Raw genomic sequence first — 14,275 nt, 5'->3', positions numbered from 1 at the left:
GGGCAGTCCATAAAGAGTGGGAATGCTGGCGATTGTCCGGCTTTGGCCTGTATAAGAAAAAGCAATACTGCTGATATCTCATTAGGGAAACTGATCATGTTCGACTACAAGCTGCTTGCCGCCCTGGCCGCCGTGGTGGAACAGGGCGGTTTCGAACGCGGCGCCCAGGTGCTGGGGCTGTCGCAGTCGGCCATTTCCCAGCGCATAAAGCTGCTCGAAGCGCGGGTCGGCCAGCCGGTGCTGGTGCGCGCGGCAAGGCCGCAGCCGACCGATCTCGGCCAGCGCCTGCTCAACCATGTGCAGCAGGTGCGCCTGCTGGAGGGCGATCTGCAGCAATGGGTGCCTGCGCTGGATGACGGCGCGGCGCCCGAGCGCCTGCGCCTGGCGTTGAACGCCGACAGCCTGGCCACCTGGTGGGCGGACGCGGTCGGCGATTTCTGCGGCGAGCGCCATGTGCTGTTGGACTTGGTCGTGGAGGACCAGGAAGTCGGCCTCAAGCGCATGCGCGCGGGTGAGGTGGCCGGCTGTGTCTGCGCCAGTCCGCGCCCGGTGGCCGGCGGGCGCTCCGAGCCGCTGGGCGCCATGCGCTATCGCGGGCTGGCCAGCCCGGAATTCATCGCCCGGCACTTTCCCAAGGGCGTGAGCCCCGCCGGGCTCGTGCGTGCTCCGGCCATCGTCTATGGTCCGGACGATCAACTGCAGCACCGCTACCTGAGGGACCTCGGCGTCGATGGCCACTTCAGCTATCACCTGTGCCCGTCCTCCGAAGGCTTTGTGCGCATGACCAGCGGCGGCCTCGGCTGGGGCCTTGTTCCCGAACAGCAAGTGCGCGGCGAGCTGGAACGCGGTGAGCTGGTGGACATGCTGCCGGGGCAGGTGATCGACGTTCCCCTTTACTGGCACCACTGGCGCAACGGCGGTGAGTTGCTCACTGCGCTGACCCGCCACCTGCTGGCAAAGGCGCCGGGGCTCATGGTGCCGATCAGCCGCGAATGACGATGCTCCCGCTGCCCGGCAATTGCTCGATGCAGCGCGCGCCGAAGAGTTTCGACGGGGTGAAGTAGCCGACCGTATTGGGGTTGGCCAGCAGGTGGCGCACCGCGAAGATCACGCCGTGGATAGTCACGTCGTAGCCGTTGGCGGTTTCCAGCCGTGCAGTGCGGCGCTCGCCACGGGCGTTGCGCACTTCGCCCCAGACCCAGGTGCGCAGCTTGCTGCGGGCCAGTTCGTCAGGGCCGCGAACGCGCTTGTCTACCTGTTGCTTGAGCCAGTCCTGCACGCGGTCGCGGCCCAGCAGCGGGCGCAAACTGTCCATCACCCGCATGCCGATGGCGGCGGCCGGCGGTACGGGCAGGTAGACCTCGATGTCGCCGATACCGGTGGAGTAATAGGCCGTCGCGACGTCGCCCCAAGGAATGGTCACCGCGTGCTTGAGGCCACGGCCGAAGTCGATGTCGCGGCGCTTGTAGCCCAGCGGCACATCACGCAGACGCCCGGCCTCGCGCACCTTACCGCCCAGCTTGAGTCCTTCCACGGTGGTCTTGGCGGTGCCTGGCGAGAGACCGCTGCCGCTGTCGAAGCCCAGTGCCAGGTGCGCGGCATCGGGCATGGCTTCCTTCAGGCAGGCGGCAACGCAGTCGGTGGGGATCACATCGAAGCCGACGCCGGGGCAGATCACTACGCCCGCCGTGCGCGCGACTTCGTCGAGGCTGTGGGCGTATTCGAAGACGGAAATCTCCCCGGTGATATCCACGTAATGCGCGCCGCTCGCGATGCACGCCTCGATCATCGGCGCGGCGGTGGCGGAGAAGGGCCCGGCGCAGTTGGCGACCACGCCGACATCTTCCAGCGCGGCCAGGGCGGCGGCGCTGTCGTTCAGGTCGAACACCCGGCATTCCAGGCCCAGTGAACTGCCCAGCGCATGCAGGCTGGCCGGGTTGCGGCCGGCGAGGACAGGCTTCAGGCCCTCGCGCTGCGCCTGCTCGGCCACCAGCCGGCCGGTGTAGCCGTTGGCGCCGTAGATCATCCAGTGGGGCTTGCTCATCATGCGGCCTCGGTAGAAAGCGAAGGGTGTTTCAAGGGTAGCCGCAACCGCCCGCTGCATGTCGCCGATCGCAAGTCGTGCAACCCTGGTGCAGCGGCGCGGTCTGCAAGGATTCGTTTCTGGCGTGCAAGGCCAGAGTAGTACGGTACGGCGCCTGCTAGAGTCGCCGGACTATAAGAACGGGAGTGGCGTGCATGAAGATTCTGGTCACCGGAGCCAGCGGGTTCATTGGCGGGCGTTTTGCCCGTTTTGCCCTGGAACAGGGGCTGGCGGTTCGGGTGAACGGACGCCGCGAAGAGGCGCTGCAGCCGCTGGTGGCACGCGGGGCCGAGTTCATGGCGGGCGACCTGTCGGACCCGGCACTGGTCCGCGCGCTGTGCAGCGGCGTCGATGCCGTGGTGCATTGCGCCGGTGCGGTGGGTGTGTGGGGCAGCCAGGCGTACTTCCACCAGGCCAACGTGACCATGACCGAGTCGGTGGTCGAGGCCTGTCTCAAGCAGAAGGTGCGCCGGCTGGTGCACCTGTCCTCGCCGTCGATCTACTTCGATGGCCAGTCCCATGTCGGCATCACCGAGCAGCAGGTGCCCAAGCGCTTCGCCAACCACTACGGCTCGACCAAGTACCAGTCCGAGCTGGTCGCCCTCGGCGCCCAGGAATTCGGCCTGGAAGTGCTGGCGCTGCGCCCGCGCTTCGTCACCGGCGCCGGCGACACCAGCATCTTCCCGCGGATGATCGCCGCGCACCGCAAGGGCCGCCTGCGCATCATCGGCCAGGGCCTGAACAAGGTCGATTTCACCAGTATCCAGAACCTCAACGACGCGCTGTTCGCCAGCCTGATGGCGGGCGACGAGGCGCTCGGCCAGGCCTACAACATCAGCAACGGCCAGCCGCTGCCGCTGTGGGACGTGGTGAACTACGTCCTGCGCCGGCTGGACATGCAGCCGGTGGAGCGCCACATGCCCTACGGGCTGGCCTACAACCTGGCGCTGCTCAACGAGGGCGTGTGCAAGGTCCTGCCCGGCCGCCCGGAACCGACCCTGCATCGCCTGGGGATGGCGGTGATGGCCAAGGATTTCTCCCTGGACATCTCCCGCGCCCGCCAGTACCTCGACTACGACCCGCAGGCGAGCTTGTGGGATGCGCTGGACGAGTTCTGCGACTGGTGGCGGTTGCGCGGCGTCTGACGGTTGGCTCTACCTGTAGGAGCGGGCCATGCCCGCGATCGCGCATGGCGCGCTCCTGCAGGATCAACTCCGCAGCGTGCAGGACGAAAATCGCGCCAGCGTTATCCGCCGTGCGGGTGCCGGCGGATAACCTGTTCCAGATTATGCGCCCTACGCTTTCGAGGCTCGGTCAGCGCCGAGCGCCGCCCCGCAGCGGCCCGGAGTACTGCTGGTCGCCACTGCCCTGCATTGGCAGGAAACTCGGCTCCTGCACCACGCGGGGCAGCTTCACGCCGCTCAGCTCGCTCAGGCGTTCGCCCAGCTGGCGCGTTTCTTCCCGCGCTGAGTCGGCGCAGGCGCGGAGCATGCGCTCGATGGCGTCGCTCTGCTGGTACTGGATCTCCAGTGCCTGTTCTTCACGCAGACGGCGGCGCAGTTCGCGCATGCAATCCAGGATGGCCTTGTTGAGTTCGATCACCCGACTTCCTCCCCGCGAAGGGCGCCAAAGCGGCGCCAAGTACCTGGAGCGGGAGCAAGGGGCGTGCCACGATGTCGCAAAGCCACTATTGGCGGGTCGCCTGGGGAACTGCGACCTCCGTCACGGGTCTTCTGTGCGCCGACGAGGTGCGTGACGCCCTGTGATGGCACGCTGCTCTGAGCGTCACGCGAACGGATATACTGCGCCCTGCGCAGGCAACACGCCGCTTTATCCCCACAGGTTCACTCCATGCGTAACGACACGTTCGACGAATTCGATGATGTGCCCCACCTTTCCACCGACGCCGCCGACCGCGACGAGTTCGGTCATCACCCGCGCCGCGTGGTCGAGCCCAACGGCCGCCCGCAGCCCCAGCCGGTGAAGCGTGGCGGCGGTACCGGAGCGCTTTGGGCATTGGTTGCGGCCATGGCCATCGCCCTGGGCGGCGTGGGCTGGTGGAGTCACCAGCAACTGATGCTCATGGAGCAGCAACTCATTGCCACCCAGGAAAGCTTCGCCAAGATCAGCGAGGAAGCCGCCGGTCGTCTGGATGACATTCGTGGCAAGTTCGTCGCCAACGAGTCCAACGTCATGACCGACCGCGAAGCGCTGAAGTTGCAGGTCAAGCAACTGCAGGGCCGTCTCGCCGAGCAGGCCAAGGCCCAGCAGGCCTCGCTGTCGGAATTCGACGGCGCCCAGGGCAAGCGCCTGGCGCAGGTCAGCGCCGAGCTCAAGGAGCAGCAGGAAAGCGCCGCGCTGCTCATGCAGCAACTGGACGTCAGGCTCAAGTCCATCACCGACGAACAGGCCAAGTTGAAGAACGTGCAGGCTGATCTCACTGCCGCCAACCAGCAGATTCAGGCGCTGAACACCGAGATCGCCAACCTGAAGAAGCAGGGCAACCAGAGCCAGGCGATCAAGAGCCTCCAGGACGACCTGATGCTGCTGCGCGCCGAGGTTGACGGCCGCCAGGGCCAGGCCAGCAACGATACCAAGGAGTTCGACGTGTTCCGCATCCAGGTGATGCGCAACATCAATACCCTGCAGCAGCAGATGCAGAACCTTCAGCAGCAGATCAGCACTCGCTGATGGCGCTGCAAACGAAGAAGCCCCCGCACTGAAAGGTCCGGGGGCTTTTTGTTGGCCATGCCTCTTTCGGGGTAGCGACGGCAAAACTTGTCCTGAATCAGTTTCAGCGCAGGGTATCGGGCGAATAATTGCAAACAAATGAGAGTCATTCTGATTCTCCCTTGTTCGATCATCCGCCCGGAGGCACCCCATGCACGATCTTCAAGCGCAACGCCGGTACCGCATTGCCGGATACCGCCCCGGGATCGGCGCCGCCTTCCGTCAGCGACTGTTCTCCATGGGGCTATTGCCGGGCGCCGAGTTGAAGGTGCGTCGAGTCGCGCCGCTGGGCGATCCGGTGCAGGTGGATACCCGCCAGTGCAGCCTGGTGCTGCGCCGCCGCGACCTGGCCTTCCTCCAGCTCGAAGCGCAGGACTGATCCAGCATGGACGAACTGCGCATCGGCCTGATCGGCAACCCCAACGCTGGCAAGACCACCCTGTTCAACCAGCTCACCGGCTCGCGCCAGCGCGTCGGCAACTGGGCCGGCGTCACCGTGGAGCGCAAGGAAGGCAGCTTCCGCACCGCGCGCCACAGTGTGCGCCTGGTGGATCTGCCCGGCACCTACTCGCTGACCACGTTGTCGACCCAGGCCTCGCTGGACGAGCAGATCGCACGGCGCTGTATCGTCGATGGCGAGGTGGACATGCTGGTCAACGTGGTGGACGCCACCAACCTGGAACGCAACCTCTACCTCACCGTGCAGCTGCGCGAGATGGGCCTGCCCTGCGTGGTGGCGCTGAACATGCTCGACATCGCCCGCACCCAGGGCCTGAACATCGACCGCGAGGCGCTGTCGCGTGAGCTGGGTTGCCCGGTGGTGCCGCTGGTCTCGACCCGTGGCGAAGGCATAGACGCGCTGAAGGACGCCCTCGATAGCGTCACTGATCAGCCGCCGCTGAACGTGCCGTATCCCGCCGCGCTACACAATGTCGTCACGCAGTTGCTGCCCGCCGATGCACCGCCGACCCAGGCCTGGATGGCCCTGCTGGCGCTCGAGGGCGACCTGCACAGCGCCCGTCAACTCGAGCTCGACCCGGCGAGCCTGCTGGCCGCCCGCGACGCGATCCGCTGCGCCTGCGGCGAGGACCCGGAACTGCTGCTGGTGGACGCGCGCTACCGGCTGATCGGCGAACTCTGCGAGCGCGCCAGCAATCACCGCCAGGCCGCGCCGCATCGCCTGACCCAGCTGCTGGACAGCATCGCGCTGAACCGCTGGCTGGGCATCCCGGTGTTCCTATTCGTGATGTACCTGATGTTCTTCTTCGCCATCACCCTGGGCGGCGCGCTGCAGCCGATCTTCGATCAGGGCTCCTCGGCACTCTTCATCGATGGCATCCAATGGCTGGGTGCCCGAGGCGGCGCGCCGGACTGGCTGACCGCGCTGCTCGCCCAGGGGCTGGGCGGTGGCATCAACGCGGTGCTGCCGCTGATCCCGCAGATCGGCCTGATGTACCTGTTCCTCGCCCTGCTCGAAGACTCCGGCTACATGGCCCGCGCGGCCTTCGTCATGGACCGCCTGATGCAGGCCCTCGGCCTGCCGGGCAAGTCCTTCGTGCCGCTGATCGTCGGCTTCGGCTGCAACGTACCGTCGATCATGGGCACCCGCACCCTGGACAACCCGCGCGAGCGCCTGATGACCTCGATAATGGCGCCGTTCATGTCCTGCGGTGCGCGGCTGGCGATCTTCGCCGTGTTCGCCGCAGCCTTCTTCGGCCAGAACGGCGCGCTGGCTATCTTCTCGCTGTACCTGCTGGGCATCGTCGTGGCAGTGCTCACCGGCCTGCTGCTCAAGCACACGCTGATGCGTGGCGAGGCCTCGCCCTTCGTCATGGAGCTGCCGCTGTACCACGTGCCGCACCTGCGCAGCCTGCTGCTGCAGACCTGGATGCGCCTGCGCGCCTTCGTGGTCCGCGCGGGGACCGTGATCATCCTGGTCAGCCTGGTGATCGGCGGCCTCAACAGCGTCACCCTTGACGGCCGCCCGGTGCAGGGCGACATCGCCGACTCGGCGCTGGCCAGCCTCAGCCACAAGGTCACGCCGCTGCTCAAACCCATGGGCGTACACGAGGACAACTGGCAGGCCACGGTCGGCCTGGTCACCGGCGCGCTGGCCAAGGAAGTGGTGGTCGGCACCTTGAACACCCTGTACACCGCCGAGCACATCCAGGGCGAAGCCTTCGATGCCGACGGCTACGACCTCTGGGGCCAGCTCAAGCAGGCCGGCGCGGATACCCTGGATGGCCTGCGTGACTCGTTCAGCCTCAGCGTGCTGGCCAACCCGGTCGCCGCGAGCATGGCCGATGGCGAGATGGAGGAGGGCTCTATGGGCACCTTCGCCGCCAAGTTCGGTAGCCCGCTGGCCGCGTACGCCTACCTGGTGTTCGTGCTGCTCTACGTGCCCTGCGTGGCGACCCTCGGTGCGCTGACCCGCGAGAGCGGCCGTGGCTGGATGACCTTCGCGGTGTTCTGGGGCCTCAATGTCGCCTACTCCCTGGCGACCCTGTGCTACCAGGTCTTCAGCTTCGCCGAACATCCGCAATACAGCGCCGTGGCCATCGGCCTGGTGCTGGCGTTCAACCTGGTGCTGTTCCTGATACTGCGCTGGGTCGGTCGGCGCGGCCTGGAGTTGGACGGCGAGCGTGAACTGCGCGCGGCTCCGGCGGGGAGCTGCCACTGATGGCCACGGCAATCGCTGTACGCAACCTCCTCGGAGAGATGGGCGAGGCGGATGTACCGACCCTGGCCCAGCGCCTCGGCGCCTCGAAGGCTCTGCTCGAAGCACTGCTGGAGCGCCTCCTGGCGATGGGCGTGGTGGAAAAGGTCGAGCCCGAGCCAGCTGCGTGCGGGAGCTGCAAGGGTTGCGCGGAGGCGACGCGGTGTTCGACCACTGGGTATCGGTTGGCGGGGCGAACCGTGGCCGTCCCGCTGCGCTGGAGCAATGCGTAGGGCGCATAACCCGGCACGGGTTATCCGCCACAACGGCGGCTTTTCGCAGGAGCGAGCTTGCTCGCAAACAGGCTCAGTCGCGATGCCGGGCGGTTCGCGAGCAAGCTCGCTCCTACAGGTCGGCTGCGAATTTTCAGGACAACAAAAAGGGCGCCTTCGAATGAAGGCGCCCTTTTCATTGGCGCTGGAACCCGCCGTTACAGGCGCGGGTAGTCCAGGTAGCCGACCGGGCCCTTGCCGTAGAAGGTTTCCGGGTGCGGCTCGTTCCAGGCGGCGCCTTTTTCCAGGCGGGTCACCAGGTCCGGGTTGGCGATAAACGGAATGCCGAAGGCCACTGCGTCAGCCTTACCACTTTCCAGCCACTCGTTGGCGCTGTCCTTGGTGAAGCGTTCGTTGGCGATGTACACGCCACCGAAGATTTCCTTCAGTTTCGGGCCGATGCTGTCGTCGCCTGCCTTCTCGCGGGTGCAGATGAACGCCACGCCGCGCTTGCCCAGCTCGCGGGCTACGTAGCCGAAGGTGGCCAGCGGATCGGCGTCGCCCATGTCGTGCGAGTCCATGCGCGGGGCCAGGTGCACGCCGACGCGGCCGGCGCCCCAGACGCCGATGGCGGCGTCGGTGACTTCCAGCAGCAGCCGTGCACGGTTCTCGATGGAGCCGCCGTACTGGTCGGTGCGCTGGTTGGTGCTGCTCTGCAGGAACTGGTCGAGCAGGTAGCCGTTGGCGCCGTGGATTTCCACGCCGTCGAAACCGGCGGCCTTGGCGTTCTCGGCACCGATGCGGTAAGCCTCGACGATGTCGGCGATCTCTTCGGTTTCCAGGGCGCGCGGGGTGACGAATTCCTTGATCGGACGCACCAGGCTGACGTGGCCGGCGGGCTTGATGGCGCTCGGCGCTACCGGCAGTTCACCGTTCAGGTACAGCGGGTCGGAGATGCGGCCCACGTGCCACAGCTGCAGCATGATGCGGCCACCGTTGGCGTGTACGGCCTTGGTGATGTTGGTCCAGCCACGCACCTGGTCGTCGGACCAGATGCCGGGGGTGTCCGGGTAGCCGACGCCCATCGGGGTCACCGAGGTGGCCTCGCTGAGGATCAGGCCGGCATCGGCGCGCTGGGTGTAGTACTCGGCCATCAGTGCGTTGGGCACGCGGCCTTCATCGGCGCGGCAGCGGGTCAGCGGGGCCATGACGATGCGGTTGGGCAGTTCCAGGTCACCGATGACGATGGGGTCGAAAAGCGTGGTCATTGCGTTACTCCGGGGCGTGAGGGTGGAGGATTAATCGAGGGCAGGTTGGGGCTGGTTGGGTTTGCCGCTGAAGGCGTTCATCACCGCGATCAGGGCGAGTACGGAGAGCACGGCGCCGGCCAGGGGCACGCGGGTCAGGCCCAGGCCGTGGTCGATGACGCTGCCGCCGACCCAGGCGCCGATGGCGTTGCCGACGTTGAAGGCGCCGATGTTCAGGGTGGCGACGAGGTTCGGCGCGGCGCCGCCGACGCGCACCACGTTGACCTGCAGGGCGGGCACTGCGGCGAAGGCGGCTGCGGCCCAGATGAACAAGGTGATTTCGGCCGGGATCAGCGCGGCGCTGGTCCAGCTCAGGACGGTGGAGACCACTGCCATGGTGGCGAACACGCCGGCCAGGGTGGTGCCCAGGCGCCAGTCGGCGAGGCGGCCGCCGAGGATGTTGCCCAGGGTCAGGCCGAGGCCGATCAGTACCAGGCTCCAGGTAATGCCGCGCGGCGAGACCTGAGTGACTTCGCCCAGCAGCGGCGCGACGTAGGTGAACAGGGCGAAGACGGCCGCGGCGAACAGCACGGTGGTGCCCAGCGCCAGCCACAGCTGGCCGTTGCGCAGCGCGGCGACTTCCTTGCGCATGTCCACGGCTTCTTCATCGTGTTTCTTCGGCAGCACGCTCCACAGGCCGATCAGTGCGAACACCCCGATCAGGGTCACCGCCCAGAACGGCGAGCGCCAGCCGGCGATCTGCCCCAGGGCGGTGCCGGCCGGTACGCCGAGCACGTTGGCCAGGGTCAGGCCGGTGAACATCAGGGCCACGGCGGAAGCCTTGCGGTTGGCTGGCACCAGGCTGGCGGCGACCACCGAGCCGATGCCGAAGAAGGCGCCGTGGCACAGGGCGGTGATGATCCGCGCCAGCATCAGCAGGCCGTAGTTGGCGGCCACCGCGCAGAGCAGGTTGCCGAGGATGAAGATGCCCATGAGCATCAGCAGCGCGGTCTTGCGCGGCAGGCGGGCGGTGAGCAGGGCCATGATCGGCGCGCCGATGGCGACGCTGAAGGCATAGCCGCTGACCAGCCAGCCGGCGGCGGGAATGGTCACGGAGAGGTCGCCCGCAACCTCGGGCAGCAGGCCCATGATCACGAATTCCGTGGTGCCGATGGCAAACGCGGACAAAGCGAGGACGAGAAGCGAAGTGGGCATGTGCCTGCTCCTGGAAAGTGGGATTGTCTTGGCTGGCAGTAGCCGGTTACAGCGCTTCGCTCAGGTGGCGAACAAAGGCCTGGATGGTCTCTTCATTGCGTTTGAAGAAGTTCCACTGGCCGACTTTTCGACTGGTCACCAGGCCCGCGCGCTGGAGGGTGGCCAGATGCGCGGAGACGGTGGATTGCGACAGGCCGGTGCGCTGGTCGAACTTGCCGGCGCAGACGCCGATCTCGAAGGATTGGTGTTCCTGCTCGACGAAGAACTGCTCTGGGTCCTTGAGCCAGTGCAGCATGTCGCGCCGCACTGGGTGGGCCAGGGCCTTGAAGATTTCTTCGAGGTCGATGTCAGGATCGAGATAGGTTTGTTCAGTCATGGGGCACATCGGTATATCGCGTTGAGACGAACTATATATCGGTCAAAAACGATATGAATTCGTTTGGGGCGATAGTAATGATCACTCCCGATGATATTACCCGGCTGGCCCCGTCCCTGAAGGCGTGGATTCCTGCCGCGAAATCCTTGTAGGGCGCATAACCCGGAACGGGTTATGCGCCAATGGCCCCGCGGCGGATAACGCTGCGCGTCATGCGCCCTGCGGCCTATCCGCGAGAGACGTCCAGCGCGTTGCAGCCTGCTTTTGTAGGAGCGAGCTTGCTCGCGAACCTCCCGGCGCCGAAGCGTAACCTGTTCGCGAGCAAGGACTGGGCGTCCCCCTCGGTCCTACAGGTCCGCACCGGTTCCGCGCTAAGCTGATCGGCATGAACTACCTCGCACACCTCCACCTGGGCGGCGACCGGCCCGCCCAACTGCTTGGCAGCCTCTATGGCGACTTCGTCAAGGGACCGCTGGCCGGCCAGTGGCCCGCCGAGATCGAGGCTGGCATCCGCCTGCACCGGCGCATCGACGCCTTCACCGACAGTCACGCCTTGATACACAGTGCCAAGACGCGCTTCCCCAGTGAGCGACGGCGCATGGCCGGCGTGCTTCTGGACGTGTTCTTCGACCATTGCCTGGCCCGCGACTGGGGGCGTTTCTCCGGCGAGCCGCTGGAGCACTTCACCCAACGGGTCTACGGTGTACTGGGCCGCACGCCCGGCCTGCCGGAGCGTCTGGCGCGCATTGCACCGCGCATGGCAGCGCAGGACTGGCTTGGCAGTTATCGCGAGTTCGAGGTACTGCAGGACGTGGTCGCCGGGATGTCCCGCCGTCTGTCCCGGCCGTCCCTGCTGGACGGCGCCTGGGATGAACTGGATCGTCTGTACGAACCGTTGAGCAGCGATTTCCGCGAGTTCTATCCCGAGTTGCAGGCTTTCGTCAGAAATCTGCCAAATGTGATGGGCGGTCCGACCTGACTTGATATGTGTCAACCGCCCGACGGCCCATCGCGTGTGCAATAGACACATCTGAAGGACGACGAGAGGAGCAGCATGATGAAGTCGTTAATGGTCGCAACGGATCTGTCCGGCCGTTCCGAAAAGGCTTTGCACCGTGCGGCAGCGCTGGCCAAGCGCTACGCCTGTCCCTGGACCGTGCTCTACGTGGTTGATGAAGACCAGCCCTCGGCGCTGGTCGAGCAGGAGCTTACCCAGGTGCGCCTGATGCTCGAGGCGCGGCTGGTGGAACTCACCGAATTGGGCGGCACCTGTCCGAAACTGCTGGTGGAGCGCGGCGATCCGAATCAGCGGATCCTCGCCGCGGCGAAGCAGCAGGACTGCGAGATGCTGGTGATGGGCGCGCACCGCAAGAGCGTGCTGCGCGACATCTTCGTCGGCACCACGGTCGAGCGAGTGCTGCGCGCCGGGCAACTGCCGGTGCTGGTGGTCAACCAGCCGGCCGGCGGCCAGTACCGCGATCTGTTGATCGCCCTCGATACCTCGCCGGCCTCGGCCCATGCGGTGGAAGTGGCCGATGAGCTGGGCCTGCTCGAAGGTGCCGTGCGCCGGGGCGTCTACGCCTTCAGCCCGCTGGCCAAGGGCATGATGCAGTACTCCGGAGTGAGCGAGGAACGCATCGACGAATTCGTCGGCAGCGAATCCCGCCAGGCGGTGGACGAGCTGAAGAAGTTCCTCCACGAGCGCCATCTGGAAGAACGCATCGACGAACAACTGGTGGCCGTCGGGCTGCCGGGCAACGTGTTGCAGCGGATGGTCGACAAGCATCGGCCCGATCTGCTGGTCATGGGTACTCGGGGTATGGGTGGGATCAAGCGTGCCCTGATCGGCAGTGTTGCCGACTACGCTCTGCGCGAACTGGATTGTGACATCCTGGTCGTGCCGCCGGAGGCTTGAGCCACCGGCGCCTGGAGACTGTTTTCAGGTTGCATCGGGCGGCTCGAGGGTGCCGCCCGGCGCAGTTTGAAAGCCGTTTCGTCAGAGTGGGAACCCGTCGGCCGTAGGTTACGGCGGGCTCCAAACCATCTCCTTACTCCCTGCCGCTTTCCAGGCAGGCTTCAGGCCGCGATGGCCGATTCTTCCTGAGCCTCACACACCACTGCGTGGATCGCGGCGTGCGCCTGCTTGGCCAGCAGGTTGCGGTCCTGGTGCGCGCTGGACAGCGCCGGCAGCAGGTGAATTTCCACGACGCCCCGGTCATGGTCGAACAGGCGTTTCAGGTGGCTGACCAGATCGTCATCACCAATGAACGGCGCCAGTTCGCACGCCCGGTCGTTGCGGCGGTAGCGCAGCGCTACCGGCTGCACCGGCACGCCGGCTTCGATGGCGCTGGCCATCAGGCGGCCATGGAAAGTGCGCAGGCCCTGACCGTCGGTGGTGGTGCCTTCGGGGAAGACTAGCAGCGAACGACCGCGCGACAGGTGCGTGGCCAGCTGTGCGTTGATCATCCGCGCATCACCCGAGCCACGGCGAATGAACAGCGTGCCGGCCTTCTCCGCCAGCCAGCCGGCCACCGGCCACTGGCGCACTTCGGCCTTGGACAGGAAAGTCAGCGGCAGCAGCCCGCCCAGCAGCGGAATATCGACCCACGACACATGGTTGGAGACCCACAGCATCGGCTGCGTGGGCAGCTCGCCGTGCACCTGTAGTTCGAAGGGCAGGGCACCAGACAGGCGTGCCAGGAACCAGCGCGTCAGGCGCTGACGCAGGGGCATACGGTCGCCAGGCAGGCGCTCCAGCAGGCTGACGAAGCTGGCCAGCGCGAGGCCCACCAGCAGCAATGACAGCAGGCGGGCGACGCGCAGCCAGGCGCGCAGGCTGCGCATCAGACCGCGGCCTTGAAGTGGCGGGCGTAGCGCGGGCAGAGCTCGTCGCGCTTGAGCAGGATGAACACGTCGGCAACGCCGAAATCCGGGTCCCAGCAGGGTTCGCCGCAGATCTTCGCGCCCAGGCGCATGTAGGCCTTGAGCAACGGCGGCAGCTCGGCGGTGAGGTTGTCCGGCACGTCCATCGGCGGCAGCGGGGTCTTCGGCTCGGCGCGCAGGTTTTGCTGGCACAGGTAGCGGTCGCGCAGGCGCTGCATCACGGCGCGGGCCTGGATGCCGCCGTCGCGCATGGGAATGCTGGCGCAGCCCATCAGGTAGCGGTAGCCGCCTTCGTTGAGCACTTCGGCCAGCTCGCTCCAGAGCACGGCGATGGTGCCGCCGTTGCGGTAGTCCGGGTCGACGCAGGTGCGGCCGATTTCCAGCACCGGCCCTTGCAGGTCGCCCAGGCCGTCGAGGGCGAATTCCTCTTCGCTGTAGAAGCGGCCCAGGCGCTGCGCGGCGCGGTGGTCGAGCAGGCGGGTGGTGGCCACCAGCGCGCCGGTATTCAGGTCGCGCACGCCGATGTGGGCGCAGTGGCGGTCGTAGTCGTCCATGTCCAGCCCCTGGTCCGCGCCCTTGAGCTGGGCATCGAACTCGCTGCTGAACACGCGGTAACGCAGGGCCTGGGCTTCGCGCAGGGCGCGGGCGCCGCGCAGACGCACGGCCTTGAGACGGCGTTCTGCCGGGGTGTCACAGGAGAGGGCGATCTGACTCATGCGAGTGCCTCCGTGAACCGGCCATGCGGGTTGCGGCCGGTCGGCTTTGTTGTGCAAGCTCAGGCTAGGAATGACCGGTGTCACGCCCATGACGGTG

Annotated in this window: 15 protein-coding genes; 8 read left to right on the top strand and 7 right to left on the bottom strand. The window is 66.5% G+C overall.

Translation table 11 applies throughout. The annotated features are described in order from the left end of the window. Positions 1-90: 90 nt before the first annotated feature. Entirely contained in the window at positions 91-996 is a 906-nt protein-coding gene (locus tag ACIPK7_RS03835) for a LysR family transcriptional regulator ArgP (protein WP_192430930.1), read from the top strand. Here ACIPK7_RS03835 and ACIPK7_RS03830 read toward each other — a convergent pair. Beyond that, a complete protein-coding gene (locus tag ACIPK7_RS03830; RefSeq protein ID WP_192430866.1) occupies positions 983-2,044 on the bottom strand; it encodes a trans-acting enoyl reductase family protein in 1,062 nt (353 codons plus the stop codon). The genes ACIPK7_RS03835 and ACIPK7_RS03830 overlap by 14 nt on opposite strands. 194 nt (positions 2,045-2,238) lie before the next feature. On the opposite strand from ACIPK7_RS03830, the gene ACIPK7_RS03825 reads away from it, so the two are divergent. Then, entirely contained in the window at positions 2,239-3,228 is a 990-nt protein-coding gene (locus tag ACIPK7_RS03825) for an NAD(P)-dependent oxidoreductase (RefSeq protein WP_081516370.1), read from the top strand. A 169-nt stretch (positions 3,229-3,397) separates the two neighbouring features. Here the strand turns inward: ACIPK7_RS03825 and ACIPK7_RS03820 are convergent, their stop codons facing one another. Next, the gene (locus tag ACIPK7_RS03820) at positions 3,398-3,682 is read right to left on the bottom strand and encodes a hypothetical protein (protein WP_230986100.1); all 285 of its coding nucleotides are present in this window, start codon (positions 3,680-3,682) and stop codon (positions 3,398-3,400) included. 252 nt (positions 3,683-3,934) lie between these two features. On the opposite strand from ACIPK7_RS03820, the gene ACIPK7_RS03815 reads away from it, so the two are divergent. The 4 genes from ACIPK7_RS03815 to ACIPK7_RS03800 all read left to right on the top strand — a co-directional run bounded on the left by ACIPK7_RS03815 (position 3,935) and on the right by ACIPK7_RS03800 (position 7,762). Further along, positions 3,935-4,774, top strand: a complete 840-nt coding sequence (locus ACIPK7_RS03815; protein WP_401085408.1) for an ATPase — start codon at positions 3,935-3,937, stop codon at positions 4,772-4,774. A 190-nt stretch (positions 4,775-4,964) separates the two neighbouring features. Continuing rightward, positions 4,965-5,192: a ferrous iron transporter A gene (gene feoA / locus ACIPK7_RS03810; RefSeq protein WP_024762599.1), complete on the top strand. Its 228-nt coding sequence runs from the start codon at positions 4,965-4,967 to the stop codon at positions 5,190-5,192. A gap of 6 nt (positions 5,193-5,198) precedes the next feature. After that, the gene (feoB, locus tag ACIPK7_RS03805; RefSeq protein WP_401085405.1) at positions 5,199-7,493 is read left to right on the top strand and encodes a Fe(2+) transporter permease subunit FeoB; all 2,295 of its coding nucleotides are present in this window, start codon (positions 5,199-5,201) and stop codon (positions 7,491-7,493) included. Continuing rightward, positions 7,493-7,762, top strand: coding sequence for a FeoC-like transcriptional regulator (locus tag ACIPK7_RS03800; RefSeq protein ID WP_401085402.1), 270 nt, complete (start codon positions 7,493-7,495; stop codon positions 7,760-7,762). The genes feoB and ACIPK7_RS03800 overlap by 1 nt, the downstream gene beginning before the upstream one ends. Before the next feature lie 197 nt (positions 7,763-7,959). Here ACIPK7_RS03800 and ACIPK7_RS03795 read toward each other — a convergent pair whose 3' ends face one another. The 3 genes from ACIPK7_RS03795 to ACIPK7_RS03785 are packed head-to-tail and all read right to left on the bottom strand — an operon-like array spanning position 7,960 to position 10,579. Continuing rightward, positions 7,960-9,009: an alkene reductase gene (locus ACIPK7_RS03795; protein WP_401085399.1), complete on the bottom strand. Its 1,050-nt coding sequence runs from the start codon at positions 9,007-9,009 to the stop codon at positions 7,960-7,962. 30 nt (positions 9,010-9,039) lie between these two features. Beyond that, entirely contained in the window at positions 9,040-10,203 is a 1,164-nt protein-coding gene (locus ACIPK7_RS03790) for an MFS transporter (RefSeq protein ID WP_401085396.1), read from the bottom strand. A gap of 46 nt (positions 10,204-10,249) precedes the next feature. Then, positions 10,250-10,579 (bottom strand): ArsR/SmtB family transcription factor, encoded by a 330-nt coding sequence (locus ACIPK7_RS03785; protein WP_401085393.1) that lies wholly within the window; start codon positions 10,577-10,579, stop codon positions 10,250-10,252. Between the two features lie 385 nt (positions 10,580-10,964). Between ACIPK7_RS03785 and ACIPK7_RS03780 the strand changes: the two genes are divergently transcribed. Together ACIPK7_RS03780 and ACIPK7_RS03775 are read left to right on the top strand one after the other, a co-directional pair. Next, positions 10,965-11,558, top strand: a complete 594-nt coding sequence (locus ACIPK7_RS03780) for an ACP phosphodiesterase (RefSeq protein WP_401085390.1) — start codon at positions 10,965-10,967, stop codon at positions 11,556-11,558. A 75-nt stretch (positions 11,559-11,633) separates the two neighbouring features. Further along, on the top strand, positions 11,634-12,494 hold the full coding sequence (locus ACIPK7_RS03775; protein ID WP_225614634.1) for a universal stress protein: 861 nt from the start codon (positions 11,634-11,636) through the stop codon (positions 12,492-12,494). Between the two features lie 161 nt (positions 12,495-12,655). Here the strand turns inward: ACIPK7_RS03775 and ACIPK7_RS03770 are convergent, their stop codons facing one another. Beyond that, a complete protein-coding gene (locus ACIPK7_RS03770; RefSeq protein WP_192430857.1) occupies positions 12,656-13,423 on the bottom strand; it encodes a 1-acyl-sn-glycerol-3-phosphate acyltransferase in 768 nt (255 codons plus the stop codon). Beyond that, positions 13,423-14,178 (bottom strand): L-ornithine N(alpha)-acyltransferase, encoded by a 756-nt coding sequence (gene olsB, locus ACIPK7_RS03765; RefSeq protein WP_192430856.1) that lies wholly within the window; start codon positions 14,176-14,178, stop codon positions 13,423-13,425. The genes ACIPK7_RS03770 and olsB overlap by 1 nt, the downstream gene beginning before the upstream one ends. Positions 14,179-14,275 lie beyond the last annotated feature (97 nt).

This window comes from Pseudomonas sp. NPDC086581, from assembly GCF_044746165.1.
In the GTDB taxonomy this organism is placed as follows: Bacteria; Pseudomonadota; Gammaproteobacteria; order Pseudomonadales; family Pseudomonadaceae; genus Pseudomonas.
This window is presented reverse-complemented; position numbering and strand designations above follow the sequence as displayed.

Bases quoted from the DNA above. Each gene is read 5' to 3' on its own strand.
- ACIPK7_RS03830 (WP_192430866.1), bottom strand. From the start codon at position 2,044: ATGAGCAAGCCCCACTGGATGATCTACGGCGCCAACGGCTACACCGGC.
- ACIPK7_RS03825 (WP_081516370.1), top strand. From the start codon at position 2,239: ATGAAGATTCTGGTCACCGGAGCCAGCGGGTTCATTGGCGGGCGTTTT.
- ACIPK7_RS03815 (WP_401085408.1), top strand. From the start codon at position 3,935: ATGCGTAACGACACGTTCGACGAATTCGATGATGTGCCCCACCTTTCC.
- feoA (WP_024762599.1), top strand. From the start codon at position 4,965: ATGCACGATCTTCAAGCGCAACGCCGGTACCGCATTGCCGGATACCGC.
- feoB (WP_401085405.1), top strand. From the start codon at position 5,199: ATGGACGAACTGCGCATCGGCCTGATCGGCAACCCCAACGCTGGCAAG.
- ACIPK7_RS03800 (WP_401085402.1), top strand. From the start codon at position 7,493: ATGGCCACGGCAATCGCTGTACGCAACCTCCTCGGAGAGATGGGCGAG.
- ACIPK7_RS03795 (WP_401085399.1), bottom strand. From the start codon at position 9,009: ATGACCACGCTTTTCGACCCCATCGTCATCGGTGACCTGGAACTGCCC.
- ACIPK7_RS03790 (WP_401085396.1), bottom strand. From the start codon at position 10,203: ATGCCCACTTCGCTTCTCGTCCTCGCTTTGTCCGCGTTTGCCATCGGC.
- ACIPK7_RS03785 (WP_401085393.1), bottom strand. From the start codon at position 10,579: ATGACTGAACAAACCTATCTCGATCCTGACATCGACCTCGAAGAAATC.
- ACIPK7_RS03780 (WP_401085390.1), top strand. From the start codon at position 10,965: ATGAACTACCTCGCACACCTCCACCTGGGCGGCGACCGGCCCGCCCAA.
- ACIPK7_RS03775 (WP_225614634.1), top strand. From the start codon at position 11,634: ATGATGAAGTCGTTAATGGTCGCAACGGATCTGTCCGGCCGTTCCGAA.
- ACIPK7_RS03770 (WP_192430857.1), bottom strand. From the start codon at position 13,423: ATGCGCAGCCTGCGCGCCTGGCTGCGCGTCGCCCGCCTGCTGTCATTG.
- olsB (WP_192430856.1), bottom strand. From the start codon at position 14,178: ATGAGTCAGATCGCCCTCTCCTGTGACACCCCGGCAGAACGCCGTCTC.